Source organism: Rhodococcus sp. ACPA4 (genome assembly GCF_002300185.1).
GTDB lineage: Bacteria > Actinomycetota > Actinomycetes > Mycobacteriales > Mycobacteriaceae > Rhodococcus_F > Rhodococcus_F globerula.
In genome coordinates this window covers 2,194,971-2,220,248 of sequence record NZ_NSDY01000001.1, presented here as the reverse complement: position 1 = coordinate 2,220,248, position 25,278 = coordinate 2,194,971, and the positions used below count along the sequence as shown (strand labels likewise).

At 63.3% G+C, this 25,278-nt stretch carries 22 protein-coding genes; 13 read left to right on the top strand and 9 right to left on the bottom strand.

All coding sequences use genetic code 11. From position 1 onward, the window contains the following. The first annotated feature begins 34 nt into the window (after positions 1-34). The 3 genes from CJ178_RS10135 (at position 35) to guaA (ending at position 4,770) form a co-directional block, all read left to right on the top strand. The gene (locus CJ178_RS10135) at positions 35-1,174 is read left to right on the top strand and encodes a GuaB3 family IMP dehydrogenase-related protein (protein WP_095886642.1); all 1,140 of its coding nucleotides are present in this window, start codon (positions 35-37) and stop codon (positions 1,172-1,174) included. 177 nt (positions 1,175-1,351) lie between these two features. Beyond that, entirely contained in the window at positions 1,352-3,094 is a 1,743-nt protein-coding gene (locus CJ178_RS10130) for a GMC oxidoreductase (protein ID WP_095886641.1), read from the top strand. A 104-nt stretch (positions 3,095-3,198) separates the two neighbouring features. After that, complete coding sequence (gene guaA / locus CJ178_RS10125; RefSeq protein WP_033231323.1) at positions 3,199-4,770, top strand: glutamine-hydrolyzing GMP synthase; 1,572 nt, start codon at positions 3,199-3,201, stop codon at positions 4,768-4,770. A gap of 70 nt (positions 4,771-4,840) precedes the next feature. Here guaA and CJ178_RS10120 read toward each other — a convergent pair whose 3' ends face one another. Both CJ178_RS10120 and CJ178_RS10115 read right to left on the bottom strand, forming a co-directional pair. Further along, complete coding sequence (locus CJ178_RS10120; RefSeq protein WP_045070771.1) at positions 4,841-5,077, bottom strand: hypothetical protein; 237 nt, start codon at positions 5,075-5,077, stop codon at positions 4,841-4,843. Further along, a complete protein-coding gene (locus CJ178_RS10115; RefSeq protein WP_033231321.1) occupies positions 5,077-6,405 on the bottom strand; it encodes a PspC domain-containing protein in 1,329 nt (442 codons plus the stop codon). The genes CJ178_RS10120 and CJ178_RS10115 overlap by 1 nt, the downstream gene beginning before the upstream one ends. Before the next feature lie 93 nt (positions 6,406-6,498). Between CJ178_RS10115 and CJ178_RS10110 the strand changes: the two genes are divergently transcribed. The 3 genes from CJ178_RS10110 to CJ178_RS10100 are packed head-to-tail and all read left to right on the top strand — an operon-like array spanning position 6,499 to position 9,981. After that, positions 6,499-7,830 carry an ATP-binding protein gene (locus tag CJ178_RS10110; RefSeq protein ID WP_045070767.1) on the top strand — a complete coding sequence of 444 codons (1,332 nt, stop codon included), beginning with the start codon at positions 6,499-6,501 and terminating at the stop codon, positions 7,828-7,830. Continuing rightward, entirely contained in the window at positions 7,827-8,486 is a 660-nt protein-coding gene (locus CJ178_RS10105; RefSeq protein WP_033231319.1) for a response regulator, read from the top strand. The genes CJ178_RS10110 and CJ178_RS10105 overlap by 4 nt, the downstream gene beginning before the upstream one ends. 40 nt (positions 8,487-8,526) lie before the next feature. Continuing rightward, on the top strand, positions 8,527-9,981 hold the full coding sequence (locus CJ178_RS10100; protein ID WP_033231536.1) for an MFS transporter: 1,455 nt from the start codon (positions 8,527-8,529) through the stop codon (positions 9,979-9,981). Between the two features lie 8 nt (positions 9,982-9,989). On the opposite strand, the gene CJ178_RS10095 is transcribed toward CJ178_RS10100, so the two are convergent. The 6 genes from CJ178_RS10095 to CJ178_RS10070 all read right to left on the bottom strand — a co-directional run bounded on the left by CJ178_RS10095 (position 9,990) and on the right by CJ178_RS10070 (position 15,469). Then, on the bottom strand, positions 9,990-11,195 hold the full coding sequence (locus CJ178_RS10095) for an MFS transporter (protein ID WP_095886640.1): 1,206 nt from the start codon (positions 11,193-11,195) through the stop codon (positions 9,990-9,992). 86 nt (positions 11,196-11,281) lie between these two features. Then, the gene (locus tag CJ178_RS10090) at positions 11,282-12,688 is read right to left on the bottom strand and encodes a sensor histidine kinase (protein WP_095886639.1); all 1,407 of its coding nucleotides are present in this window, start codon (positions 12,686-12,688) and stop codon (positions 11,282-11,284) included. Continuing rightward, positions 12,685-13,383 (bottom strand): response regulator transcription factor, encoded by a 699-nt coding sequence (locus CJ178_RS10085; RefSeq protein ID WP_095886638.1) that lies wholly within the window; start codon positions 13,381-13,383, stop codon positions 12,685-12,687. Before CJ178_RS10085 ends, CJ178_RS10090 begins: the two co-directional genes overlap by 4 nt. Positions 13,384-13,436: 53 nt before the next feature. After that, positions 13,437-14,078, bottom strand: coding sequence for a phosphatase PAP2 family protein (locus tag CJ178_RS10080; RefSeq protein WP_095886637.1), 642 nt, complete (start codon positions 14,076-14,078; stop codon positions 13,437-13,439). 2 nt (positions 14,079-14,080) lie between these two features. Further along, entirely contained in the window at positions 14,081-14,680 is a 600-nt protein-coding gene (locus CJ178_RS10075; RefSeq protein ID WP_095886636.1) for a M15 family metallopeptidase, read from the bottom strand. A gap of 111 nt (positions 14,681-14,791) precedes the next feature. After that, on the bottom strand, positions 14,792-15,469 hold the full coding sequence (locus tag CJ178_RS10070; protein WP_095886635.1) for a winged helix-turn-helix transcriptional regulator: 678 nt from the start codon (positions 15,467-15,469) through the stop codon (positions 14,792-14,794). A 126-nt stretch (positions 15,470-15,595) separates the two neighbouring features. Here CJ178_RS10070 and CJ178_RS10065 point away from each other — a divergent pair, with 126 nt between their 5' ends. After that, positions 15,596-16,447, top strand: a complete 852-nt coding sequence (locus CJ178_RS10065; RefSeq protein WP_095886634.1) for a class I SAM-dependent methyltransferase — start codon at positions 15,596-15,598, stop codon at positions 16,445-16,447. Further along, positions 16,444-17,847 carry an FAD-binding oxidoreductase gene (locus tag CJ178_RS10060; protein ID WP_033231311.1) on the top strand — a complete coding sequence of 468 codons (1,404 nt, stop codon included), beginning with the start codon at positions 16,444-16,446 and terminating at the stop codon, positions 17,845-17,847. Before CJ178_RS10065 ends, CJ178_RS10060 begins: the two co-directional genes overlap by 4 nt. Before the next feature lie 7 nt (positions 17,848-17,854). Here the strand turns inward: CJ178_RS10060 and CJ178_RS10055 are convergent, their stop codons facing one another. Continuing rightward, positions 17,855-19,054, bottom strand: coding sequence for a serine/threonine-protein kinase (locus CJ178_RS10055; RefSeq protein WP_092801654.1), 1,200 nt, complete (start codon positions 19,052-19,054; stop codon positions 17,855-17,857). A 196-nt stretch (positions 19,055-19,250) separates the two neighbouring features. Between CJ178_RS10055 and CJ178_RS10050 the strand changes: the two genes are divergently transcribed. The 5 genes from CJ178_RS10050 (at position 19,251) to CJ178_RS10030 (ending at position 25,201) form a co-directional block, all read left to right on the top strand. Beyond that, positions 19,251-20,081 carry a hypothetical protein gene (locus CJ178_RS10050; RefSeq protein WP_257013087.1) on the top strand — a complete coding sequence of 277 codons (831 nt, stop codon included), beginning with the start codon at positions 19,251-19,253 and terminating at the stop codon, positions 20,079-20,081. Further along, positions 20,078-21,631 (top strand): DNA polymerase Y family protein, encoded by a 1,554-nt coding sequence (locus CJ178_RS10045; protein ID WP_179300737.1) that lies wholly within the window; start codon positions 20,078-20,080, stop codon positions 21,629-21,631. The genes CJ178_RS10050 and CJ178_RS10045 overlap by 4 nt, the downstream gene beginning before the upstream one ends. 21 nt (positions 21,632-21,652) lie before the next feature. After that, positions 21,653-22,408, top strand: a complete 756-nt coding sequence (locus CJ178_RS10040; RefSeq protein WP_095886632.1) for an alpha/beta fold hydrolase — start codon at positions 21,653-21,655, stop codon at positions 22,406-22,408. Between the two features lie 162 nt (positions 22,409-22,570). Then, the gene (locus CJ178_RS10035) at positions 22,571-24,178 is read left to right on the top strand and encodes a sulfatase-like hydrolase/transferase (protein ID WP_373557478.1); all 1,608 of its coding nucleotides are present in this window, start codon (positions 22,571-22,573) and stop codon (positions 24,176-24,178) included. 66 nt (positions 24,179-24,244) lie between these two features. Beyond that, positions 24,245-25,201, top strand: a complete 957-nt coding sequence (locus tag CJ178_RS10030; RefSeq protein ID WP_045070744.1) for a R2-like ligand-binding oxidase — start codon at positions 24,245-24,247, stop codon at positions 25,199-25,201. Positions 25,202-25,278 lie beyond the last annotated feature (77 nt).

The window sequence follows — 25,278 nt, the reverse complement described above, 5'->3', positions numbered from 1 at the left end:
TCGCTAGTTCACCAGTCACGAGAAAGGGGCGCGCGTGCGCGACCTCGTTGAAATCGGAATGGGTCGTACGGCCCGTCGTACCTACGAACTGGACGATGTGAACATCGTTCCCTCCCGGCGGACTCGTTCGTCGAAGGAGGTGTCGACGACGTGGCAGATCGACGCGTACAGGTTCGACATTCCCATCCTCGCGCACCCGACGGACGCGTTGGTCTCGCCGACGTTCGCAATCGAATTGGGCAAGCGCGGCGGGCTCGGCGTCATCAACGGCGAGGGCCTGTGGGGCCGTCATGCCGATGTCGAGGCCAAGCTGGCTCGTCTTGTCGAGATCGCCGAAACCGACGGTGGCGTCGACGCCGCGATCCGCTACCTGCAGGAACTGCATGCGGCGCCGTTGCAGGCGGAATTGCTGGCAGCAGCGGTCGCACAGGTTCGTGACGCGGGGGTCACGACGGCGGTTCGCGTCAGCCCGCAGAATGCGCGGGCCCTGACGCCGGCACTGGTCAAGGCCGGAATCGACCTGCTGGTCGTTCACGGCACGATCATCTCCGCCGAGCATGTCGTGCGCACGGAGGAAGAGCCGCTCAACCTCAAGACGTTCATCTCCGAGCTCGACGTTCCGGTTATCGCCGGTGGTGTGAGTGACCACCGCACGGCGCTGCACTTGATGCGGACCGGTGCGGCGGGCGTCATCGTCGGCTACGGCTCTTCCGAGGGTGCAACCACGACGGGTGAGGTTCTGGGTATCGGGGTGCCGATGGCTACCGCTATCGCCGATGCCGCTGCGGCTCGCCGCGACTACCTCGACGAGACGGGTGGGCGTTACGTCCACGTCATCGCCGACGGTGACATCGCTACGTCTGGTGACCTGGCAAAGGCGATCGCGTGCGGCGCGGATGCTGCTGTTCTCGGCACGCCGTTGGCTGTGTCGTCTGAAGCTGCAGGCGGCGGTTGGTACTGGCCGTCCGCTGCTGCGCACCCTTCGGTTCCGCGTGGCGCGCTCCTTCCGGTTTCCTACGGCGAGCGGCCTTCGCTGGACAAGGTTCTGGCCGGGCCGTCCGACGATCCGTACGGTTCGCTGAACTTCGTCGGCGGTTTGCGTCGTTCCATGGCAAAGGCCGGATACTCCACTCTCAAGGAGTTCCAGAAGGTCGGACTGACAGTCCGCGCCTAGATTTGTCTGCATCTGTGGCCCTGGCTTCCTGTGGGAAGTCAGGGCCACAGGTCTATGTTCAGGACTTTCGCGCGTTGGTGATACTTATGGTTACGCTTAGGGCACCCTTGTGGTGGCAGTCACAGCATTCGGGTGCATACTGACGGGTAACTACGTTTTCACGGTGGAGGTGTCCTGATGGGCAAGCAACGCGCGACGGATTACGACGTCCTGATTGTCGGATCCGGATTCGGCGGAAGCGTGAGTGCGCTTCGTCTTGTGGAGAAGGGCTACAAGGTAGGTGTCATCGAAGCGGGCCGTCGGTACGCCGATGCAGAGTTCGCGAAGACGAGCTGGGATCTGAAGAAGTTCTTGTGGGCGCCCAAGCTGGGTTGCTTCGGTATTCAGCGGGTTCACCTGCTGCGCGACTGCTTGATTCTGGCCGGCGCGGGAGTGGGCGGTGGTTCGCTGAACTACGCGAACACGCTCTACCAGCCGCCGGAGCCGTTCTTCCAGGACAAGCAGTGGGCGCACATCACCGATTGGCGCAGCGAGCTCACTCCCTACTACGAGCAGGCGCAGAAGATGCTCGGTGTTGTGCGGAACCCACACATGACGCCGGCCGACGAGATCATGAAATCCGTTGCGGACGACATGGGCGTCGGCGACACCTTCATTCAGACGCCGGTCGGGGTGTACTTCGGTGAGCCGGGCAAGAAAGCCGCCGACCCGTACTTCGGTGGTGTCGGTCCCGAGCGCACCGGGTGCATCGAGTGTGGCGAGTGCATGACCGGCTGCCGCCACGGCGCCAAGAACACGCTCCTCAAGAACTACCTCGGCTTGGCCGAGACCGCGGGCGCCGACATCATTCCCATGACCACCGTCTCGGGACTTCGCGAGCACCATGACGGCACGTGGGATGTGTTCACCGAGCGCACCGGTGCATACGCGCGCAAGAACCGTCGGACGTACACCGCCGCTCATGTGATTCTCGCGGCCGGAACCTGGGGAACGCAGCACCTGTTGTTCGACATGAAGGACACCGGAGCGCTACCAAAGCTGTCCGGCACACTGGGCGAACTCACGCGCACCAACTCCGAATCCATTGTCGGCGCAGGCAAATACAAGGTCGATCCCAATCTCGATCTCACACACGGAGTTGCGATCACGTCGTCGTTCCACCCCAGCGAGGACACGCATATCGAGCCGGTTCGCTACGGCAAGGGTTCCAATGCGATGGGCCTGCTGCAGACGCTGATGACCGACGGCGGTGGAGACAAGCCACGGTGGGTCAAGTTCCTCGGTGTGGTCGCGAAGAATCCGTATCAGATGCTGCGCATGCTCACGGTCAAGGACTGGAGCGAGCGAACCATCATCGCCCTGGTCATGCAGAACCTCGACAACTCCATCACCACGTACACGAAGAAGGGCCTGTTCGGCCGTCGCAAGGTCACCAGTAAGCAGGGCCACGGTCAGCCGAATCCGACGTGGATCCCCGAAGGCAACGACGCGACGCGTCGGGTTGCCGAGAAGATCGACGGCGTTGCCGGTGGCACGTGGGGCGAGATCTTCAACGTCCCGCTGACAGCGCACTTCCTCGGCGGTTGCGCTATCGCCGAGGACGCCGATCGCGGCGTGATCGATCCGTATCACCGCGTCTTCGGCTACCCGACGCTCAGCGTCGTCGACGGTGCCGCGGTGTCCGCGAACCTCGGTGTGAACCCGTCGCTGACCATCGCGGCGCAGGCCGAGCGTGCGGCGTCGCTGTGGCCGAACAAGGGGGAGGCAGACCTTCGTCCAGCTCAGGGCAGTGGCTACGAGCGGTTGACTCCGATCGCCCCCAAGTCGCCGGTGGTACCGGCGTCGGCACCGGCGGCACTGGTTCTTCCGATTGTGAAGATCACGGGCGGCAAGAAGGCTGCAGCGCCCGGAGTGGCATAACACTGTGGCGTAGCGAGGTGATCTTCGTCGCCCCCGGACTCTCGTATGCTGCGCAGAGTCCGGGGGTGCGCAGGTTCGCTAGCTGGGGCGATTAGACTGCACGTGTGGCAGATATCGAGCAGCAGAGACCAGTTCTTGTCGTCGACTTCGGTGCGCAGTACGCGCAGCTGATCGCGCGGCGAGTCCGTGAGGCCAAGGTCTACTCGGAGGTGATTCCGCACACCATGACCGTCGAGGAGATCGTGGCCAAGAAGCCCTTGGCTGTTGTGCTCTCCGGCGGGCCGTCCAGCGTGTATGCCGACGGCGCTCCGAAGCTCGATCCGGCACTGTTCGACCACGACATTCCGGTGTTCGGCATCTGCTACGGATTCCAGGCGATGGCCGGAGCTCTCGGCGGCACCGTGGCCGAGACCGGCACCCGTGAATACGGTCGCACCGACATCTCGGTGTCCGGTGGCCTGCTCCACGACGGACTTCCCGCGACACAGCCGGTGTGGATGAGCCACGGCGACGCCGTCACCGAAGCGCCTTCGGGATTCGAGGTCACCGCGACCAGTGACGGCGCTCCCGTCGCAGCGTTCGAGGATCGCGCCCGCAAGCTCGCCGGCGTTCAGTACCACCCCGAGGTTCTGCATTCCCCGCACGGACAGCAGGTTTTGAGCCGCTTCCTGCACGAGATCGCCGGTATTCCGGCAGCGTGGACGGCGTCCAACATCGCCGACGCGCTCATCGAGCAGGTGCGTGAGCAGGTCGGCGACGGCCATGCCATCTGTGGTCTGTCCGGTGGAGTCGACTCCGCTGTTGCGGCTGCATTGGTTCAGCGCGCTATCGGCGACCGGTTGACCTGTGTGTTCGTCGACCACGGTCTGATGCGTGCCGGCGAGCGCACCCAGGTGGAGAAGGACTTTGTTGCCGCGACGGGCGCTCGCCTGATCACGGTCGACGCCGCCGACACCTTCATCGGTGAACTGGCCGGCGTCACCGATCCCGAAACCAAGCGCAAGATCATCGGCCGCGAATTCATCCGCAGCTTCGAAGGCGCTGTCAGCGATGTCCTGGGCGAGAACGCTTCTCAGGGCGCAACCGTCGATTTCCTCGTTCAGGGCACCCTGTACCCGGACGTCGTGGAGTCCGGTGGCGGCACCGGCACCGCAAACATCAAGAGCCACCACAACGTCGGCGGCCTGCCGGAAGATCTGCAGTTCAAGCTGGTCGAACCGCTGCGCCTGTTGTTCAAGGACGAGGTCCGCGCAGTCGGCCGCGAACTCGGCTTGCCGGAAGAGATCGTCGGACGCCAGCCGTTCCCCGGACCGGGCCTTGGTATCCGCATCATCGGCGAGGTCACCCGTGACCGCCTCGAAATCCTCCGCCAGGCGGATTCCATTGCGCGTGAAGAACTCACGTCCGCAGGCCTCGACGGAACGATCTGGCAGTGCCCGGTTGTCCTCCTCGCCGACGTGCGCAGCGTGGGCGTGCAGGGCGACGGCCGGACCTACGGCCACCCGATCGTCTTGCGTCCGGTCTCGAGTGAAGACGCGATGACCGCAGACTGGACGCGCTTGCCGTACGAGACCCTCGAGCGCATTTCCACGCGCATCACCAATGAGGTTCCGGACGTCAACCGTGTTGTTCTCGACGTGACGAGCAAGCCGCCGGGAACGATCGAGTGGGAGTGAGCTGATTACTGTGCGCCTTCGTCAACCGACCGCGGTTGATGAAGGCGCACAGTGTTATTTGTGGTTCGAGCTATTTGCGGTTCGGCAGAATCACCAGCAGTAGGCCGGCGATGACTGCTGCTCCCACGAACAGCCACCGGAATTGAATGTCTGCTGCCGGGGCAAGGGAGAAGGGTCCGAGTAGTGCCCATCCGCTGACCAGGAATGCCGCGATTCCCGCGATGAGCAGAAGTGCGGACGGACGCTTGGATTTCGAGGTTTCCTCGTGTTCTTCGGTGCTGTTGCCGATGTCGTCGTAGTCGCTCATTACTGGTGTACCTCCAAGGCTCCGAATGTGGCTTTGGCGTTGATCGTCACGGTGGGGGCATCAGGTCCGGCCGCTGCGCCGGCGTGGACTCCACCGTCGAGGCAACGGGATCCGTCACCCATCACGACTGTGCAGTCGTTCTGTGCCTTGACCGTCGGCGGCAGCAATACCTTGAACTCGCCGAATGCCGCCGAGACGTCGATGGTCTTGTCCTCGGTGAACGTGAGCTCGCTCAGATCCAGTGTGAAGCTGCCGAAGCCGCCGGAGTATGAGGACTGAATCTCGGACACGCTGGCCGGTGTCCACTTCTGCTCACCTGACGCGTCGAACTCGAGCGGGTAAACCAGCGACGCGAGGATCACGAAGCCGACGAGCGGTCCGGTGACGATCAGCAGTCCGTATCCCTTGCGGAAGAACGCCCCGAAGATCAATCCGAGTGCGATCACGGCAAGTCCGACTGCCCCGACACGGCCGGGGGTGAACCAGTCGTTGCCGGTTGCTGCGCCTGCGGCACCGACTGCGGTGGCGGCGATGATCGCCAGGCCCAGGACGGTCAGGGTCCAGCGGGAGCGTCGACGGCGAGGCGGAAGCGGTAGCAGGGGAGGGTTCTTGGTCACGGGGTCGGGGAGATCCCAGGCGAAGGGAGCAACGCCGAGCGGGTCCCACGCGGGCGGCGTGATGGCGGGCTCGCTCTTCGAAAGATCAACTGCTGGTGCCGATTCCGATGACGAAGTTGCTGCGGCTGGATCCGTGGGAACGTAGCTGTCAGGAAGCTTGGTGTACGGCGTGTACGTCGGCGGCTGGTTCGGGGCGAAATATCCCGGGGTGAATGGTCCCGGGGTGAATCCTGTTCCGGGATAGACCGTTCCGGCGCCGATGTGCTGCGTGGACGAAGGTGGCAGCACCGGTGGGACAGGTTGGCGTTGGTAGAGCAGCCACAGGCCGCCGAGCATCAGCATGACGCCGATCAGTCCGGAACCGCCCTGGCCGGCGCCGAGCGGACCGATCGTAGTCGCGGCGATAGCAAGGGCTACCACCAGGACGATGGTTTTGGTGTGCTTGTCCGAGCGGTGGCGACGACCCGGCGCCGCTGCGGTTTGGCCGATGTCGGCGCGCGGGAAAGTCAGCCAGGCCACGACGTACAGCAAGATTCCCGAGCCGCCGAAGATGGTGGAGATGACAAAGGCAACGCGCACGAGGATCGGGTCGACACCGTATCGGTATCCGATTCCTGCGCATACGCCGGCAACGTGACCCTGGTCCGGTAGACGCACGGGGCGGGTCCGCCACAGATCGTTGATCTGTTCCTGGAAGGTCGGATTACTCATGGCTCCATCGTGGTGTGTTCGGGGGTGTTGCCGCATCAGGGGTGAACCCTGATCTTTGGCGCGCTCCTGGCCTGACTTCAGGGTTGGACCCTGATGTGCTCGAGCAGGGTTCGTGCCAGTATCGACTATGTGCAATCTGTGTCTGATCCCGCGCTCGTGAGTGCGCCGCTGCCGATACGAAAGTTGGAGCGGCGCTCCGGCGGTCGAATTGTGGGTGGTGTTGCCGGCGGTATCGCGGATCACCTTGGTATCGACGCGCTGAAGGTCCGTGTTGCGTTTGCGATTCTGGCTGCGATGGCCGGTGCGGGCATCGTCGCGTACGGAATTCTCTGGGTTTTCGTGTCGGCGGGTACCGACACCGAGAAGCCGAGCGCGGCAGAGCGTCAGCGTGCTTACGGTCTGGCCGTTCTCGGTCTGGGCGGTGCGGCGGCGTTGTCGTGGTTGTTCAGCGGCACGGCGGGTTCTGTACTGGCGCCGTTTTTTGTTGTTGCGGTCGGTGCGGCACTGGTGTGGCGGGAGTTCGATTCCGAAGGCCCTCGTACCGTCATCGGGTTGCCGGCACGGCCGACCGTCCTGACGTGGACGCGCGTGGTCGGCGGCGCATCGATGATCGTGCTGGGGCTGGCGGTCGTGGTGTTGGCGCAAGTCGACATCGACGCGTTGCGGTCGTCGTTGTTGGCCGTCGTCGTGACGTTGATCGGCGCCGGTTTGCTGACGGTTCCGTTGTGGTTGCGGATGTGGCGGGCGCTCGGGGCTGAGCGGGCCGCTCGAATTCGCAACGACGAGCGTGAAGAGATCGCGTCACACCTGCATGATTCGGTGTTGCAGACGTTGGCGTTGATCCAGAAGCAGTCCGACAATCCGGTGGAAGTGGCGCGGCTTGCCCGTGGGCAGGAGCGCGAGCTTCGGAAGTGGTTGTTCAGTGGCGGCGAGATCGACCACACGAGCCTGACCGAAGGGCTCAAGATCATCGCGGGTGAGGTGGAGGATCAGCACGGTGTGACGGTGCGTCCGGTGACGGTGGGTGACGTGCAGTTGGACGGCGAGGACGGTCTGCCGAAGGAAGCGTTCACCGCACTTCTCGGCGCTACGCGTGAGGCTCTGGTCAACGCCGCGAAGCACTCCGGCGAGAAGGAGATCAACCTGTTTGCCGAGGTGGAAGGTGATCAGGTGAGCATCTTCGTTCGAGATCGCGGCGTCGGATTCGACGTCGACGCGGTACCAGAGGACCGTCAAGGTCTGGCCAAGTCGATTCGCGGCCGGATCGAGCGTCGTGGTGGCCGCGTCGTGGTTCGCTCCACCATCGGCAAGGGGACGGAAATCCGGGTACACATGCCGCTCGGGGGCAAGACGAGCACCGACTCTGACTTACAGTGGGACGAGCCCGCCGACCTTGTCGACAACCCGGAGGAAGCGCCCCAGTGACAGTTTTGCCCACACCCCCGTATCGCGTATTCCTTGTCGACGATCACGGGGTGTTCCGCTCCGGGGTACGGGCCGAATTGTCCCGTGAAGACGACATGGAGATTGTTGGTGAGGCCGGCGGGGTGGCCGAAGCGATCGCCGGGATCAACTCCACGAAACCCCACGTGGTCCTGCTCGACGTACACATGCCGGACGGCGGCGGAGTGGCTGTGCTGCGCGGGATAGATTCCGGTCCGGTGTGCTTGGCACTCAGCGTTTCCGATGCGGCTGAGGACGTCATCGCGGTAATCCGGGCGGGTGCTCGGGGCTACGTCACCAAGACGATTTCGGGTGCCGAACTGGCCGACGGTGTCCGCCGGGTCGCAGGCGGCGACGCCGTCTTCGGGCCCAGGCTGGCGGGTTTTGTGCTCGACTCCTTCACCGGTCGATCCGCGGCACCGGAACCACAACTCGATCCGGAACTCGATTCACTGACTCCCCGTGAACTCGAAGTCCTGCGGTTGCTCGCGCGGGGGTACACCTACCGCGAGATTGCGGAGGAGCTGGTGATCTCCGTGAAAACCGTCGAGACGCATGCGTCCAATGTCCTGCGAAAGACTCAGCAGTCCAACCGCAATGCGCTGACACGCTGGGCTCATCGCCGCCAGATCGACTGAACTCTTCCGCGAGCGTCCACGAACGCGCACCATGGACCACATGACAGAACCACTGGCGCTGGCGTCGAGTCGTGGGCGTTGGGTTGTTGCCGCCACGGTTCTCGGTTCGAGCATGGCTCTTCTCGACGGCACGGTGGTCAACATTGCGCTACCGCACATCGGCGAGGAGTTGGGTTCCGGGGTAGCGGGCCTGCAGTGGACGCTCAGCGGGTACACGTTGGCTCTGGCGTCGTTGATTCTGCTCGGCGGCGCTCTGGGGGACCGGTGGGGTAGGCGCCGGGTGTTCGTGTGGGGCACGGTGTGGTTCGCGGTGGCGTCGCTGCTGTGCGGCATTGCTCCCGACATCACATTTTTGGTGGTGGCGCGAATCCTGCAAGGCGTGGGTGCGGCACTGCTGACGCCGGGCAGTCTGGCCATCATCTCGGCGTCGTTGCGTGAGGAGGATCGGGGCGCTGCCATCGGTTTGTGGTCTGGACTCGGGGGAGTTGCGGGAGCGATAGGTCCGCTGTTCGGTGGCTGGCTCGTGGAGGTCGCCGGGTGGCGGTCGGTGTTCTTCCTGAACTTGCCGTTGGCTGCTCTTGTCGTGTGGGCGAGTGTGCGGCACGTTCCGGAGAGTCGCGACCCGCATCCTCCGGAACGTCTGGATGTACTCGGATCTGCCTGTGCGGTAGTCGGTCTCGGTGCGTTGACCTACGGGTTGATCGAGATGAACCTGGTCGCGGGAGTGGTCGGCGCTCTCGTGTTGTGCCTGTTTGTCGTTGTGGAGCGACGGTCGCCGAGTGCGGTGGTGCCGCCGTCGCTGTTCCGGTCGAGAATGTTTGTCGCCGCCAATCTGGTGACTCTGGCGGTATACGCGGCGCTGGGCGGTGTGTTCTTCCTGCTGGTGCTGCAGTTGCAGCTGGTCGCGGGCTATTCGCCGGTGGCAGCGGGGGTCGCCACGGTGCCGATCACGGTGGCGCTATTGCTCTTTTCCTCGCGCGCCGGTAGGTACGCGCAGATTCACGGACCCCGGTTGCCGATGACCGCCGGGCCGGCAGTGGCTGCAGTGGGATTGGTGTTGATGACGAGGATCGGGGTCGACGCGTCGTACCTCACCGACGTGCTACCCGGAGTTCTCGTGTTCGGACTGGGTTTGTCGGTGATGGTCGCGCCGCTGACCGCGGCCGTGTTGGGGTCGGTTCCGGTGGAGCAGTCGGGAATTGCGTCGGGTGTGAACAACGCCGTTGCCCGAACCAGTCAGCTCCTGGCTGTTGCCGCGTTGCCGGGAATCGCGGGGATCAACACCGAAGCTCTGGCGGATCCGGCGCTGTTCTCCGACGGATTCACGATCGCGATGTACATCTGTGTGGGACTGCTGTTGCTCGGTGCGGCTATCGCGGCCGTACTGATCCGCGCTCCGGCGGCGCCGCCGATGCCGGAAACGGATTCGGTTGCCTGCAAACCACATTGTGATCTGACGGGGCCTGCGGTACAACCGAGTCGGGCCCAGGATTAGGCGCTGGACTAGACGCTGATATCTCGATCGTGGCTCGGTACCAACGGGATTGCCGCGGCGGGGAAGGCGGCGACTATCGCAAACGCGATGGGATACCCGACCACACCGATGAGTGCGCCGACCACCGGCCCCACGGCGGACGCGGCAATGAATTGTCCGGTGTTCTGAGCGCCCAACGCTTTTCCCTGCCAGGTAGGCCCGGCCGCTTCGGCGACGGACGTGAACGCCAAGCCGTTGTCCGCGACACTGACAGTGGTGGCGATCAGCAGCACCAACGCCGGGATTCCCCACGGGGCGGCGTCGGCGGCAGCCATGGCCAGCATGACAACGGCGGCAGACATCGACACCAGGCGAAGCGGGCCGACGCGACTGCCCGCACGGTCACTCCACACCCCGACGACGATGCGTCCCAGCGCCCCGACGAACTGCGACGCTCCGATGAGCAGGCCGGCCGGGGCGGCCTCCCAGTGTTGTTCGTTGATCAGCCAGACCAGTCCGAATGTCGACAGTGTGAACTGCGGAAACACCAGGAGAGCTGACGCCAGGTGGATACGCCACAGGAAGGAGTTCGAACGGTAAGGGTTGGCGGCCGCGACCGGTGCATGTGCGGTGGTGACGGGCCGCGGGGGATTGACCAGGACAAGTGCGCAGACCACTGCGAGTGCGCCGTTCAGAACCACGGACAGAGCAACCGCCGAACCGATTCCCGAGTGCGCAGCCAGCGTCGGAACGGTGACCGAAGCGATGGTGACGCCCAAGGGTTGGGACATCTGCCGGATGCCCATCGCCAATCCGCGGCGGTCCTTCGGAAACCAGCCGACAACCACGCGTCCGCTGGCGGCATTGGTGCTGGCGGCCGACATGCCGCCGAACAGGAACGCGATACCGAGCAACGCGTAATTGTCGGTGGTGGTGGCAGCCAGGGCCGCAACGGCGGTCAAGGCAAGTCCGATCGAGATGACCCACTTCTCTCCGAATCTGTCGGCCAACGCTCCCCAGGCCACGAGCGTGAGGACCATACCGAAAGTGGGCGCTGCAGCCAGAGTTCCGGCCTGCGCCAGTGAGAGACCGTGCTCGGAATGCAGAAGTGGGATCAGGAAGGCGGGAGTGCTGACGAAGACGGTTCCGGCGGCTTGGGCGGCAACACCGAGGGCAAGCATCGTCCATGCCCGCGGTGTGACTACCGATTTTTCCAACCGTGACGCCTCAGTCATGGTGAGCCTCCCAATTCTTCTTTAGCTGAGGGCTCTGACGGTACTCCGACTGTTTCACATGCTGAAACTAGAATCCCATAATGTGGTCATGCCTCGTGGTCGGCGATGGGGAGGTGAACAGTGAAGACCGTGGATCCGTCCACCTGGTCGACACCGATGGTGCCGCCGTGCAAGTGGATGTTCTCGACTGCGAGGGAGAGTCCCAACCCGCTGCCCTCGCTGCGTCCTCGTGCGGTGTCTACCTTGTAGAACCGGCGAAAGATTGCCTGCCGGTCCTGGGGCAAGATGCCCGGTCCGTGATCGACGACGGCGATGACGGCGTAATCGGGTTCGGCGCTGAGTTCGACGCGTACCGGGGGTGAACCGTGCCGCAGTGCGTTGCCGACGAGGTTGGCGACGACTATGTCGATCCGACGCGAATCCACTCTGCTGCTGATGCTTTCGGGCGCGTCGAGCTCGACGGTTTCGGTCCAGCCGCGGCTCTCCAGCGTGCGCTCGGTCAGTTCGACGAGATCGACGTCGTCGAGGACGAGGCGTGCCTGCTGTGAGTCGTGGCGAGACATTTCGATCAGATCCTCGACGAGTCGAGTGAGTTTGCCGATCTCACTGCTCACGATGCGTGCGGCGGCACCGGCGTCGGGCGGAAGGTTGGGGATCTCTTCGCGAAGTATTTCACTGACCGGCACCAGTGCGGCCAGTGGCGTTCGCAGCTCGTGAGAGACGTCGGCGACAAACCGTCTTGCCTGCTCTTCGGATTCTTCGAGACCTTTGATCACCGCTTCGTTGCGCGCGACCATGTTGTTGAATGTTGTTGTCACCTGGGCAAGTTCGGCTACTCCGTTTTCCGGAAGGCGGACGCTGAGATCGCCGTCGGCGGCACGGGCGGCGGCCGCGTCGAGACGCTTGAGCGGACGTACCAGCGTCGACGCGATCCAGAAGCCGAGCAGACCGCTGACCAGCACGCCGGCAGCGAGGGTGAGACCGACGACTCGGAGCAGGTCGTCGAACTTGTCCTGTACCCCCACCAGTGGCCGGACGGTGACAGCTTTCACCAGTGTCTGGTTGTCGTAGCCGTCCTCCGCGGTCGTGTCCGTGACGTTGACGGACATCCCCAGCAGGATGCGCTCGGAGTCGAGTCTCTCGAAGCGGATCAGTTTTGCACTGTCCAAACCGCTGTCGAAGCTCGGCGGGATCTTCGCGGGATCGACGGATCCTTGGCGAACTACTTCACCGTCTGTGATCAGCGTCAGGTCGGATGGGAAGACCTGTGAGAGGTTGGCGGGTGTCAACCCGTCCACCGGCATGCCGTCGAGGGACTGTAGCTCGTCGCGAAATTGTGCCGTTGCCACGTCCTGAGCATTGGAATAGATCCACGACCGCGCCATGAGCGATACCGCGCCGGCTGTTCCTCCGGCGATGATGAGGACGATTGCGATGAACACCAGCACGAGCCGGGTCCGCAGGCCGTCGACGCGCAGCCAGGCCGGTCTCATCGACCTGAGCCGGTGTTGAAGCGATATCCGAAGCCGCGCACGGTTTCGATGACTGTCGGTACGGCCGGGTCGTCCTCGATCTTTCCACGCAGTCGCTGCACCGCTGCGTCGACGATTCGGGAATCGCCCAGGTACTCCTGGTCCCAGGCTGCGGACAACAACTGTCGACGACTGAGAACCTGTCCGGGATTCTCGGTCAGTGCCAGGATCAGCCGGAGCTCGGTCGGGGTCAGGGTCAGCAGCGTTCCGCCCTTGCGGACCTGCAATGACGATCGATCCAGTTCCAAGTCGCCGAATGTCTCTGCCGCCGGTACTGCATCTGTTCGCGTCGTTGCGGGCGCTGACCGACGCACGACGGCTTTGATGCGAGCGTCGAGGACACGCGGACTGGCCGGTTTGACGACGTAGTCGTCGGCGCCGGCCTCGAGGCCGGCAACGGTGTCGATGTCGTCGGATCGAGCGGTGAGAATGATGATCGGGATCGAACTGCGCGTGCGGATGCGTCGACAGATCTCGTAACCGTCGGCACCCGGGAGTCCGAGGTCGAGCAGGACGAGGTCGGTGGCGGTGAGTACGTCGTCGAAATCACTGTTGCCGTCGGGGCGATGGCTGACGTTGTGCCCGAGTCGGTTCAGTCCCAACGTGATTGCCTCGGCCACGGCTGGATCGTCCTCGATGAAAAGGATATTCACCATGATTAGGGGCCTTCCGGGGTCGGAGCAATCTCGGTCAGCCCACGGTACAGGTGTCACACTTTCGAGAGCCGTTCGTTGCCGGAGTTTGCCAGTACCGCGTGCCGTGCGGTGGTGGTGTTCAACGGAAATGCCGACACGGCGAGGGTGTAGCAACCGACGAGGAGTAGTGCACCCAGCACGTCACTCGGCCGGTGCCATTGCAGCACGACTACCGAGATCGCGGTCCCGATGGTGATCAGTGCGCCGTTGACGGCGACGACGCCCCGCCACCTGGCGGGTGTGACGAGCACTGTCGCGCAGACCAGAGCAGCGATGGCGGTGAGAGTCCCGCTGGGGAAGGAATTATGCATGACAAGACCGTTCAGGTCTGGTCGATCCAGCGACTGTTTGAGAACCCAGGCCGTCGTGATGGGGCCGAGGGTCACGACGGCGACGCGCAGTGCCAGCGCAATCGGGTTGTTGCGCAACGTGATCATGAGTACCACGAGCACTCCTCCCACTATCAGGATCGGGGTGAGCAGGCCGATGAACTCAGTGGAGAACACTCCGAGGACTTCAGACGTGGCCGCGCCCACCATGAGTTGTTGATCGACGATCTGGCCACCGGCAGTGTTGACCGCCAATTCGAATTCGATTAGTCCGAGGATCAAGAGTGCCAGTGCGGCAAACAGTCTCGCTGGTTTGACTCGTGTCATGGTCAGCCTTCCGCTCTTTCGTCCGAGGGGTTGTTGCGTTGGGGTGGGCATTCGCCACCTGGAGTGGTCGCCAGTTCGAAATGCCACATCTCGTTTGCATAGGTCTGACAGAGGCCGTAGTCGCTGCCGTGCTGGATAAGCCAGTCGTCGGCATCCGTCGGTCCGATGTCTACTGCCTGTCCGCTGACATGCTTGGACAGACTCGGGGGGTGCACCCACTTGGACGCTTCGTCCACGCTGCCGTACTTGGCTACGGCTTCGTCGAACAGTCGCTGTTGGTATGCGGCTGATCGCCAACCCGACGTGACATGCACGTCCACCCCGGATAACCGCGCATCCGCTGCGGCCATCTGCAGCGCCGCGAGAAGTGCGGAATCGAGGCGGGCCAGCGCGGGCATATGGGTGTCCGCCACATTCAGGCCGTCCTCGATCTCGCCGCCTGAGGGTCCTGAATCAGGTTGAGTGGCAAGGTAGTGATCGCTCTTGGGTGTGGCCGCCTCGGTGTACGAACACGCGCTGAGCATGAGCGCCCCGAGTGCGACTGCCCCGAGTGCGACTGCTCGGTGTGCGACGGGGCAGATGATTCCGCGGTGGCTGGGCATAGTGCAGAGACTGCTCGGTCAGTGTCACCAGGAGGTCGTCACCGTTCGTCGACGGTGTCACGGTCTGCAACAGCTCTGTAACAGGACGGAACGAGCCTGGTGGGGCGTGCGCTAAGCGGGTCGGGGAACGGATGCAAATGTGGACAGTTCGAACCACGAAGGCAAACTGCGACGCAGGGCTTCCGGCCCGGAAATAGTGATCTCACCTGATCGAATGGCGTCTGACCACGTCAGGTCGCCGCGCCAGATCTCGGTCAACGGCCTGAGCCCGGCCGATACGGACACGGTGACCTCGAAACCCGGGTCGAGGTCACAGACGTCGACCTCGTCGGAGTTGATGACCAGCCACCAGTTTCGTGACTGCCGATCGATTTCGGAAAAGACGAAGTGCACCACTGTTTTTCCGTCGGGCACAGCGGAGTGATCCACCCGTCGATGCATGTCCCACAGCAGGAGTTTGGGATCGAGATCCTGGTCGCCGAGTTCGCCGATCCAGCGGGTGCCCCAGATCCCCAGGGCCTCGACGACGGGGCGGAGTTCGCGTCCGGCGTCGGTGAGGCGGTATGTGACGACACCGTCGGTGTTGTCTCGGTAGGTGATTCCGGCGGCAGTGAGTTGGTGCAGACGTTTGGACAGCAACGTCGGAGACATGCGGGGAAGGCCGCGTCGCAGGTCGTTGAAATGGGTACTTCCCATCATGAGTTCGCGCAGGACCAGGAGCGTCCAGCGCTCGTCGAGTAGCTCCATCGCCTTGGCGACGGGGCAGAACTGGCGGTACGACGACCCCACTTGTCAATCGTAGGCCGATGCGTGGGGCTGGTACAGATCCAGTACTGGATCGGTGACACTCGATGGTCGTAACGTCGAGGTCAGAGTGGAAATCGGTACTGCGAAAATTGATGGAGGAGAACGATAATGACTGAAGCAGTGGATGTGGACCGAGCCCTTAAATCCAAGCACCGGGTGATGTGGGGGTTGGGCAATTATCCTGCGGTGGCAACGGAGGTCATCCCGGAACTCGGGCCTGTTGTGGCGGCGGCAGGCGGCGTGCGCGCCGGTGATCGGGTTCTCGACATCGCGGCAGGTTCCGGCAATGTGGCTATTCCTGCGGCGGCACTCGGCGCGCAGGTGGTGGCAACGGACTTGACTCCCGAATTATTCGATGCGGGAAGGAAGATGGCAGCCGACGCGGATGTCGAACTCGAGTGGCGGGAGGCTGATGCCGAGGATCTACCGTTTGAAGACGGTGAGTTCGACGTGGTGCTCTCGTGCGTCGGTGTGATGTTTGCGCCGCATCATCAGCGGGCAGCGGACGAGCTTGTTCGAGTGTGCAAGGAAGGCGGCAGGATCGCTGTACTGAGTTGGACACCAACAGGTTTCATCGGCGAGATGTTCAAAGCCATGAAACCGTACGCACCTGCACCACCTCCTGGTTCGCAGCCACCGCCGTTGTGGGGTGAGGAGAGTCATGTTCGTGAGCTGTTCGGTGACCGAGTTCGCGACCTGACTGCGCGTCGAGAAGTGCTGCAGGTGAGCAGGTTCCGCGATCCGGAAGAATTCCGCGACTTCTTCAAGGAGAATTACGGACCGACCATCGCCGTCTACCGCAATATTGCCGGCGACGACGCCAAGGTGGAGGCCCTCGACCGGGATCTCGTCGACTTGGCTCGCAAGTACAGCGCCGGAGGAGATTCCAGCGCCGGAGGGGATTCTCCGGGCATGGACTGGGAGTATCTACTCGTCACCGGTGTCAGGAGTACGTCATGACAAGCATTGATATTGCGCCGTTGAGATCGTCCGTCACCGGCCCGGTTTTCGGCCCGGAAGATTCGGGTTACGACGACGCGCGGGCCATCTGGAACGGCTCGATCGATCACCGCCCGGCTGGGATCGCCAGGTGCCTTTCGCCGTCGGATGTGGCTGCGGCACTGGGTTATGCCAGAGAACATGACTTGGAGGTGTCCGTCAGAGGTGGTGGACATTCGTATCGTGGGGCCTCGGTGTGTGAGGGCGGTCTGATGATCGATCTCAGTGCACTGAACAACGTCACTGTTGATCCGTCGGCGCGTAGGGCGCGCGTAGGCGGCGGGGCGACGTTGGCGAACCTGGACGCCGCGACGCAGGAACACGGCCTGGCTGTGACAGGTGGGGTGATCAGCGATACAGGTGTGGGCGGTCTGACACTCGGCGGCGGCATGGGGTGGCTGACGCGAACGCTCGGATTGTCGATCGACAATCTGGCGTCGGCGGAGGTTGTGCTTGCAGACGGTGAGGTCGTGCGCGCGTCGGAAGAGAACCATCCCGATTTGTTCTGGGCGTTGCGAGGCGGGGGAGGCAATTTCGGTGTGGTGACCGAGTTCGAGTACCGGCTGAGCGCGATCGGGCCGGAAGTGCATCTCGGGTTCTTCTTCTGGGGGATGGACGACGGACCGGATGCGCTGCGTCTGTGCCGCGACGTGGTGCCGGCTCTGCCCCGCAACACCGGTGCGTTGATTGCCTCGAGCCTGTCCGCGCCGCCCGCGGCGTTTGTGCCGGAGCAGTTCCACTTTCATCCCGGATATGCCTTGCTGGTGGCAGGTTTCGGTTCCGCCGAGGAGCATGCGCAGGTGATTGCGCCCATCAGGGAAGGGTTGCCGCCGCTGTTCGAGTTCGTCACGCCGCTCCCGTACACGGGGCTGCAGTCGATGCTCGACGATGCCGAACCGTGGGGTGCGTACGCGTACGAGAAAGCTCTGGACCTAGGGGATCTCTCCGATGACGTGATCGGTGTTCTGACCGAACATGCGGTGAAGAAGTCGTCACCGATGTCGTTCATCCCGATCTTTCCGCTGCAGGGTGCGTTCACCGCAGTCGGCGACGACGATACGGCGTTCGGTGGTTCCCGTGCCCCGCACTACGTGTGCAACATGACGGCCACGGCAACGGATGCCGGGACTCTGGATCTGGATCGAACGTGGGTGCGCAATATCTGGGAAGCGTTGCGTCCCTTGTCGACCAATCCCGGTGGCTACGTCAATTTCATGACCGACGTCGACGAAGAGCGGGTTCGCAGTTCGTACGGATCCGGCAAGTATGCACGCCTGTCCAGGATCAAGGCACAGTACGATCCGCACAACCTGTTTCATCTCAACGCCAACATCAGGCCGGCTGCGTCGGCGCTGAAGTAGCAAATATTTAAACCGTGAACACCAGTACAAGCACGATCAGTATGGCCGCGATGATGATCGCCACCATCGCGGTCATGGCCAGTGGCGCCCAGGCGACCACTTTGTCCCGGGTGCTCGCGTCGGCGGGGCCGGTGGGTATCCGAGGGGGCCACGAGAACAGGTCGAGCGGGCTGGGGACAGAGCCGAGTGGCGTATTCTGTTGCACTGCAGGCAATCCGGTGACCGTGGGGCCCACCAGGCGATTGCGTCGGTGCGGGTCGGGGAGTTGGGTGGTGCGGTGCGCCCACGCCGGAACCGCTCCGTCGGACGAGAACACGGGGATGTCGATCAACTGATCGACGGAACCGCCCCCGGTTGCTACCGCGGCGAGTGCGTCGCGGGCCTGGGCCATGGTGGGCCGACGCGTCGGGTCCGGTTCGAGAAGTTGGAGCAGCACGTCCGTGAGCGGTCCGGATTTGGTGGGACGGTAGATCTCGGCTTTGGCGACTCGGTGCAGCAATGCAATTGCGTCGGAGTCGATTCCGAAGGGTGGTTGGCCTTCGATCACGGTGAAGAGGGTCGAGCCGAGGGAGAAGACGTCGCTCGCTTCGGTGGGATCGTCGCCGCGGGCCACTTCGGGGGCGAAGTATGCGGGGGTGCCGGTGATGACTTCGTCTTGACGGTCCGATCCGTCGCCCTTGGCGCGCGCGATTCCGAAGTCGCTGATCTTGACGATGCCCAGGGAGTCGCCGCGATCGGCAATAAGAATGTTGCCCGGTTTGATGTCTCGATGCACAATTCCGGCAGCGTGCGACTCTGCGAGTGCTGCGGCGATCTGAGCGCCGATCTGAGCAACTTCGAGGGGTGGCAGAGTGTCGGCGAGGTTCATGGCCTGCGCGAGGCTGCGGGATGGGAAGTACTCCATGACCAGCCACGGTTCGCCGGCTTCGAGAGCGACGTCGTACATGCCGATGGAATGCGGGTGCGAGAGTTTGGCGGCGTTGCGGCCTTCACGAAGTGTCCGAGCGCGGATCTCCTCGGCGCTCTCGTTGTCGAGTCCGGCGGTGGTTGTGACCTGTTTCACCGCGACATCACGGCTGAGAAGGGTATCGCGGGCCAGCCAGACGGCGCCCATGCCGCCGCCGCCGATTTTGGATCGGAGTCGGTACCGCCCTGCCAGCAGGTATTCAGGGCCGATGCCCCTCCCTGTCTGCTCTCGAGATGTCACCACTCCAGGTTAGAGGATTGATACGGGTGTGACCCTCGAGGTTTGTGTGAACTTCGGACTTTTGTCGCTGCTTGACGGGTCCTCAGGGGCAGGCTTTACTGGAAACGAATCGAAACTATGTTCGATTGTGTTGTCTGTTCGATGCGTGTCAGACCCCGACTTCCCCGTGGTTTGCCGGCTTCCGAATATCACGGAAATGTCGCGGAACGGGGATGTGCAAGAGGTGACCGAAGTAGTGGAGACCTCATTCGGCGGGTCAGCTATGTCCCGTCAGGATCGGTTGGCGGAACTCCGCAGCCGGATGGCCTCCATCCCGGCTCGCGGTGACGGGCAGGTTGTGTCGTCGATTCCCGTCGAGGCTGCAGTAGGAGTGACCGGGGATCGGGCGGACAAGGCGGGAATCCTGCCCGTGCCGGCCGGCATCGCAGAGTTGCTGCCGCAGGGCGGGTTGGTGCGGGGAACCGTGGTGTCCGTATCCGGGGCCGCGTCGTTGCTGGTGGGGCTGGTGGCCTCGGTGACCGCGTCCGGTGGACATGTTGCTGTTGTCGGCAAGCCGCAGTTGGGAGTGTTGGCCGCGTACGAGATGGGTGCGCAGTTGGAGCGTCTTGCGTTTGTCCCGGATCCGGGGCCCGATCCGGTCGAAGTTGCCGCAGTGCTGCTCGACGGTATGGATCTGGTGATTCTGGGATTGGCGGGTGCGTCCGTGCCCCCGTCGCGGGCGCGGGCAGTGGTGGCCCGCGCCCGCAGTAAAGGTTCCACTCTTGTTGTGACGGATGGTCATTGGGATGGTGTGGAGGTGCGGCTGGAGGCGCAGGTCAACGGTTACGGCGGTTTCGGGTGCGGACGCGCGCTGGGGCGGGGACGGCTCGAATCGCTCAGCCTTGCCGTGCGTGCCCGAGGGCGCTCGTTCCAGCCGCGCACCACCCGTCTGGATATCTGCAGCGCAGCGGGACGGGTGGAATGGAAGCCTGCACTCGAGGTGGGCGCAGCGCAAGTGGTGGCCGCAGCTCAGGTGGTGGCACTGTGAGCAGGGTTCTGGCGCTCTGGTGTCCGGACTGGCCGGCAGTGGCGGCTGCTGCTGTAGCCGACCTTCCGGCTACTCACCCGGTTGCGGTGACGTCAGGCAACAGGGTGATCGCGTGCAGTGCGACGGCCAGATCGGAAGGAGTGCGCCGTGGGCTGCGCCGACGCGAGTCGCAGGCGCGGTGCCCGGAACTGTATGTGGCGGCGGCAGATCCGGAGCGGGATGCCCGATTGTTCGAGCCGGTTGCAGCGGCTGTCGATGCGGCTGCAACCGGTGTGGAGGTGCTTCGTCCTGGCCTGCTGGTGTTGAGTTCACGCGGTGCCAGTCGCTATTTCGGCAGCGAGGAGGCCGCGGCAGAACGGTTGGTGGATCAGGTTGCTGCCGTGGGAGTCGAATGCCAGATCGGGGTGGCCGATCAGTTGTCGACCGCGGTGATAGCTGCACGACGAGCCGCGCTGGTACCGCTCGGCGAGGGCGCTCGGTTTCTTGCTCCGCTGCCGATGTCGGAGTTGGCGGCCGAGCCGAGTTTGTCCGCACCTCATCGCGGTGAGCTGGTGGATCTGCTGCGCCGGCTCGGGATCAGAACCATCGGCGCCTTTGCGGACTTGCCGGCCGTCGACGTGGCGTCGCGGTTCGGTACCGATGCGGTGTTGGCGCACCGGGCGGCGCGCGGTGAACCGGAACGACCACCGTCGGCCAGGGCGTTGCCACCGGATCTCGACGTGGAGCAGCATTACGATCCGCCTATCGAACGAGTGGACGCCGCGGCCTTCGCCGGGCGCGCCCTGGCGATTTTGCTGCATGGCACGTTGTCCGGCGCCGGCGTCGCCTGCACGCGATTGCTGATATCGGCGAGCACCGAAAACGGCGAGAACCTCTCTCGCACGTGGCGCTGCGCCGAGCCGCTGACGCCGGAAGGAACGGCTGATCGAGTGCGGTGGCAACTCGACGGGTGGCTTACCGGCCGCAGTGAGGACAAGCCAACCGCAGGAATTACCGTGCTACGCCTCGAACCGGTGGAGGTGGTCAACGCAGGCGCCCTGCAATTGGGACTCTGGGGCGGAGTGGGTGATGAGGACGAACGGGCCAAGCGAGCGTTGGTGCGAGTGCAGGGGCTCTTGGGCGGCGAGTCGGTCCAGGTGGGTGTCCTCAGTGGCGGGAGGGGGCCGTCGGAGCGAATTACATTGGTGCCCTTGGGTGATGAGCGGGTAGCAGCGCATGATCCGGGGGCTCCGTGGCCGGGGCTGCTACCGCAACCGTCACCGGGATCGGTGTACGTCGACAATCCACGGGTGTGGCTGACAGACGCGTCAGGCAAAGCTGTGTACGTCACGGAACGCGGAGTGTTCAGCGCGCATCCGGCGAGGCTGAAGTGGGGGAGTAAGGAATGGGCGGTGCAAGGATGGGCAGGTCCGTGGCCGGTCGACGAGCGATGGTGGGATTCGGCCGCGGTGCGAACGGCGGCGCGGGCGCAGGTGCTGTTGGAACAATCACGCGCGTTGTTGATGATCTGTGAGGGTGGCGAGTGGTCGGTGGAAGGTGTGTACGAGTGAGTACGGCTAATCTGGAACATCGTGAGTATCGCTAACGTGCGCAGTGCCGGTGGAATCGAGATCAGCTACCGCGATTCGGGGGCCGGTTCCGGGACTGCCGAACTGCCTCCTGTCATCCTCGTGCACGGCATGGGCGGCGACAGCGGCACATGGGATCGGTTCGCCAGAGCATTGCGGTCCCGCGATCGACGGGTTGTCTCGGTGGACCTTCGTGGGCATGGGCGCAGTGCCCGGGCCTCGTCGTACCTGTTCGAGGAATTTGCCGCGGACATCATGGACGTCTGTGATCACTTGGAACTCGATCACGTCGACCTGGTGGGGCACTCGCTCGGCGGGCACGCCGCGTCGTTGATCGCGCAGCGGCGAACGACCGGCGTTCGCAAGCTGGTCATCGAGGAAGCGCCGCTCCCACTGCGTCCCGGCGATCCGGAGCAGGTATTTTCCCGCAAGCTGCCGAGCATGTCCGAACTGTGGCACGCAACAACAAGTTTGGTGCGCCATCCGCGGGCGGCTCTGGCCTTCGACAAGTCGATGACGGGGTCGGCGCTGACGCAGTTCCGTCAACCCGATCAACTGTGGTGGGAATCGTTGCCGCTGATCGAGGCGGACACCTTGTTCCTGCGCGGTGGCCTCGGCGGCATGGTGGATTCCGACCGGCTTCGCGAGGTCAGCGCCACGGTCAAGCGTTGTGAGGTCAGGTCATTTCGCACCGGTCACAGCGTTCATCGGGACGGCTACCGTGAATTCGAGGCCGCGGTGGTGCCTTTTATTTCGTAAACCGGGCGTCCAGATGTGTAGAGAGCGCGCCGACGGTCAACTCTGTGCAGACGCACTGCTCTAGCAGACACATGCTCTAGCAGACACACTGTGAGAGGACGTCATCACGTGAGCCCAGAACCCGCGAACGTCCCCCAGTGCAGTCACGGATTGCCGCGTCGGATGTTCTTGGGCGGGATGGGCGCTTTGGCTCTTGCCGGTATGACGGATATCGGGTCGGCGGGCGCCGCGGTCACACCGTCGCGGGCAGCGCCCAGCGATTCGTTTCCCGCTCAGCCCAACATCGTGGTCATCATCACCGATCAGGAACGACGGCCGATGTACTGGCCGCAAGGGTGGGCGGAGCGGAATCTTCCTCATCGCCAACGCATTGCGCGTCACGGACTGACTTTCGATCAAGCGGTCTGCAACACGGCGATGTGTTCGCCCAGTCGGAGCACGTTCTTTACCGGGCTGTATCCCGCGCAACACGGTGTGACCAGAACCCTGACCGAGGGCGGCACCGTATCTCCCACCGAACCGCAGTTGCAGACGTCGGAGCAGAACATGGCGAAGATGCTGGCATCCGCCGGGTACAACGTCCAGTACCGGGGGAAATGGCATCTGAGCAAGGGAGCATCCGGTGGTGATCCGTCCAGTGACGACGTTGCCGCATTCGGTTTCGGCGGGTGGACACCACCTGATGCCGGACAGGACACAAACCCAGACCATTTCGGCGGCGGATGCGCCGATCACGACCGCCTCGCTGCCGAGGAAGCCGTCGAATTTCTCACCGGACCGGATGCCAAAGGGGACAAGCCTTTTGCGCTGATCGTATCGTTCGTCAATCCGCACGACGTCCTTGCATATCCCCAGTCGTGGGATGCGATGAGTGGTACGTGCGACAACTACGGGTCGGATGCGCCGGGAGCTTTCGAGCAGGGCATCGAACTCCCACCGACCTACGACGAAATCCTTGCCTTCAACTACAAACCGAGCGCTCAGGTGCAGTCGGAATTGTTGCTCGCCGCCGGACTCGGTCCATTGCTCGGACCCGATCAGGCCAGGCGATACATCAACTTCTACGCCTACATGCACAAGGTCGTGGATGAGCGCATCGGCAGTGTTCTCGACGCTCTGGAAGCCACTCCGGGGCTGCTCGACGACACCGTCATCGTGCGTATGTCCGATCACGGTGAGATGGGAATGTCGCACGGAGGCTTGCGGCAGAAGGTGTTCAACGCGTACGAGGAAACTCTGCGCGTCCCACTCGTGATCAGCAATCCGTTGTTGTTCCCGAAGCCCGTTCAGACGGACGCGTTGGCGTCGTTGATCGACGTGATGCCCACTCTGGCCAACCTCGCGCAAGTGCCGGATCGTGCGTCGTGGAACTTTCTCGGCACCGATCTCACCCCCGTGCTCGTCGATGCGGCGGCGTATCCGGACGCACCCAGCGTGCACGTTCAGGACACGATTCTCTTCACGTACGACGATCAGAACTGTGCGACGCCCGACGGTCAGAACATCGTCACGCAGCCGAACCATATTCGTTGCATTCGCGATCGTCAGTGGAAATACACGATGTACTTCGACCCGGCGGGAACTGCTGCGCCCCAATACGAACTGTACGACCTGATTGCCGATCCCCTGGAGACGAACAACCTGGCCAACCCGTTCAATTTTGCGTCCTACCAGCCCGCCAAAGCCGCCGAGATGAACGCACAACTCTTTGCCGCGATGCAGGCAAAGGGCGTTTCGCTGGCAGAGTCGAGCAATATTCCGCAAAACTGATTCACGACGGAGTTCTGCGGGCATTCCCCTCGGACATATGTCTTCGTTTCGGGAAGAAGGAATGTCATGACCGTCACCTCGCCGGGGCGAGAAGGATTCAGTTCCCTCCGATCAGGAGGGTTGAACTGGGATTGTTTTCCACTCCGATTGTTCACCAAGGGAAATGCCAAATTTTGGAACCCGGCAGACCTCGATTTTTCGAAAGATGCTCGAGACTGGCAAGAGTTGACCAGCGAGCAACAGCGCAGCGCAACGTATCTGTGCGCGCAGTTCATCGCCGGTGAAGAAGCAGTGACCGAGGACATCCAACCGTTCATGCAGGCGATGTCCGCTGAAGGCAGGTTCAGCGACGAGATGTACCTGACCCAATTCTGTTTCGAGGAAGCCAAGCACACACAGGTTTTCCGGCTCTGGATGGATGAGGTCGGACTCACCGACGACCTGCATTCCTACGTCGCCGATAATCCGGACTACCGACAACTGTTCTACGAGGAGTTGCCGGCGTCGCTGCGGATTCTCCAGACCGACCCCAGTCCGGTCAACCAAGTGCGGGCGAGCGTCACCTATAACCATGTCATCGAAGGCAGCCTTGCGCTGACGGGTTACTACGCCTGGCAGAAGGTATGTGCCACAAGGGGAATTCTGCCCGGGATGCAGCAGTTGATCAAAAAGATCGGCGACGACGAGCGGCGCCACATGGCGTGGGGAACCTTCACGTGCCGCCGACACGTGGCTGCGGACGACGCCCTGTGGGATGTAGTGCAGGCGCGCATGGGCGAGTTGATGCCGATGGCTCTCGGTCTCATCAACTGGGTCAACGATCAGTTCGAAGTCCAGCCTTTCGGTCTCGACAACCAGGAGTTTCTCGAGTACGCGGCTGATCGTGCTCAGCGACGGCTCTCGGCAATCGAGTCTGCGCGTGGGCGTGACGTGGCCGAGATCGACCTCGACTACTCACCCGAGACGCTCGAGGAGAAGTTCGGTGCCGAAGACGCCGCAGTGATGATTGAGGCCGGTAGCTAGGTCAAAAGCTAAGCCGCCCTGAAGTTTCCAGTCAATATTCAGACTTTTCCGACTGGTTTCAAGGAGCCCTCGCAATC

Excerpts from the sequence above, each read along its gene's own strand:
- CJ178_RS10085 (WP_095886638.1), bottom strand. The coding sequence starts at position 13,383 with ATGGTGAATATCCTTTTCATCGAGGACGATCCAGCCGTGGCCGAGGCA.
- CJ178_RS10095 (WP_095886640.1), bottom strand. The coding sequence starts at position 11,195 with ATGACTGAGGCGTCACGGTTGGAAAAATCGGTAGTCACACCGCGGGCA.
- CJ178_RS10060 (WP_033231311.1), top strand. The coding sequence starts at position 16,444 with ATGACAAGCATTGATATTGCGCCGTTGAGATCGTCCGTCACCGGCCCG.
- CJ178_RS10115 (WP_033231321.1), bottom strand. The coding sequence starts at position 6,405 with ATGAGTAATCCGACCTTCCAGGAACAGATCAACGATCTGTGGCGGACC.
- CJ178_RS10035 (WP_373557478.1), top strand. The coding sequence starts at position 22,571 with ATGTTCTTGGGCGGGATGGGCGCTTTGGCTCTTGCCGGTATGACGGAT.
- CJ178_RS10065 (WP_095886634.1), top strand. The coding sequence starts at position 15,596 with ATGACTGAAGCAGTGGATGTGGACCGAGCCCTTAAATCCAAGCACCGG.
- CJ178_RS10120 (WP_045070771.1), bottom strand. The coding sequence starts at position 5,077 with ATGAGCGACTACGACGACATCGGCAACAGCACCGAAGAACACGAGGAA.
- CJ178_RS10050 (WP_257013087.1), top strand. The coding sequence starts at position 19,251 with ATGTCGCGGAACGGGGATGTGCAAGAGGTGACCGAAGTAGTGGAGACC.
- CJ178_RS10110 (WP_045070767.1), top strand. The coding sequence starts at position 6,499 with ATGTGCTCGAGCAGGGTTCGTGCCAGTATCGACTATGTGCAATCTGTG.
- CJ178_RS10100 (WP_033231536.1), top strand. The coding sequence starts at position 8,527 with ATGACAGAACCACTGGCGCTGGCGTCGAGTCGTGGGCGTTGGGTTGTT.
- CJ178_RS10130 (WP_095886641.1), top strand. The coding sequence starts at position 1,352 with ATGGGCAAGCAACGCGCGACGGATTACGACGTCCTGATTGTCGGATCC.
- CJ178_RS10080 (WP_095886637.1), bottom strand. The coding sequence starts at position 14,078 with ATGACACGAGTCAAACCAGCGAGACTGTTTGCCGCACTGGCACTCTTG.
- CJ178_RS10090 (WP_095886639.1), bottom strand. The coding sequence starts at position 12,688 with ATGAGACCGGCCTGGCTGCGCGTCGACGGCCTGCGGACCCGGCTCGTG.
- CJ178_RS10075 (WP_095886636.1), bottom strand. The coding sequence starts at position 14,680 with ATGCCCAGCCACCGCGGAATCATCTGCCCCGTCGCACACCGAGCAGTC.
- CJ178_RS10030 (WP_045070744.1), top strand. The coding sequence starts at position 24,245 with ATGACCGTCACCTCGCCGGGGCGAGAAGGATTCAGTTCCCTCCGATCA.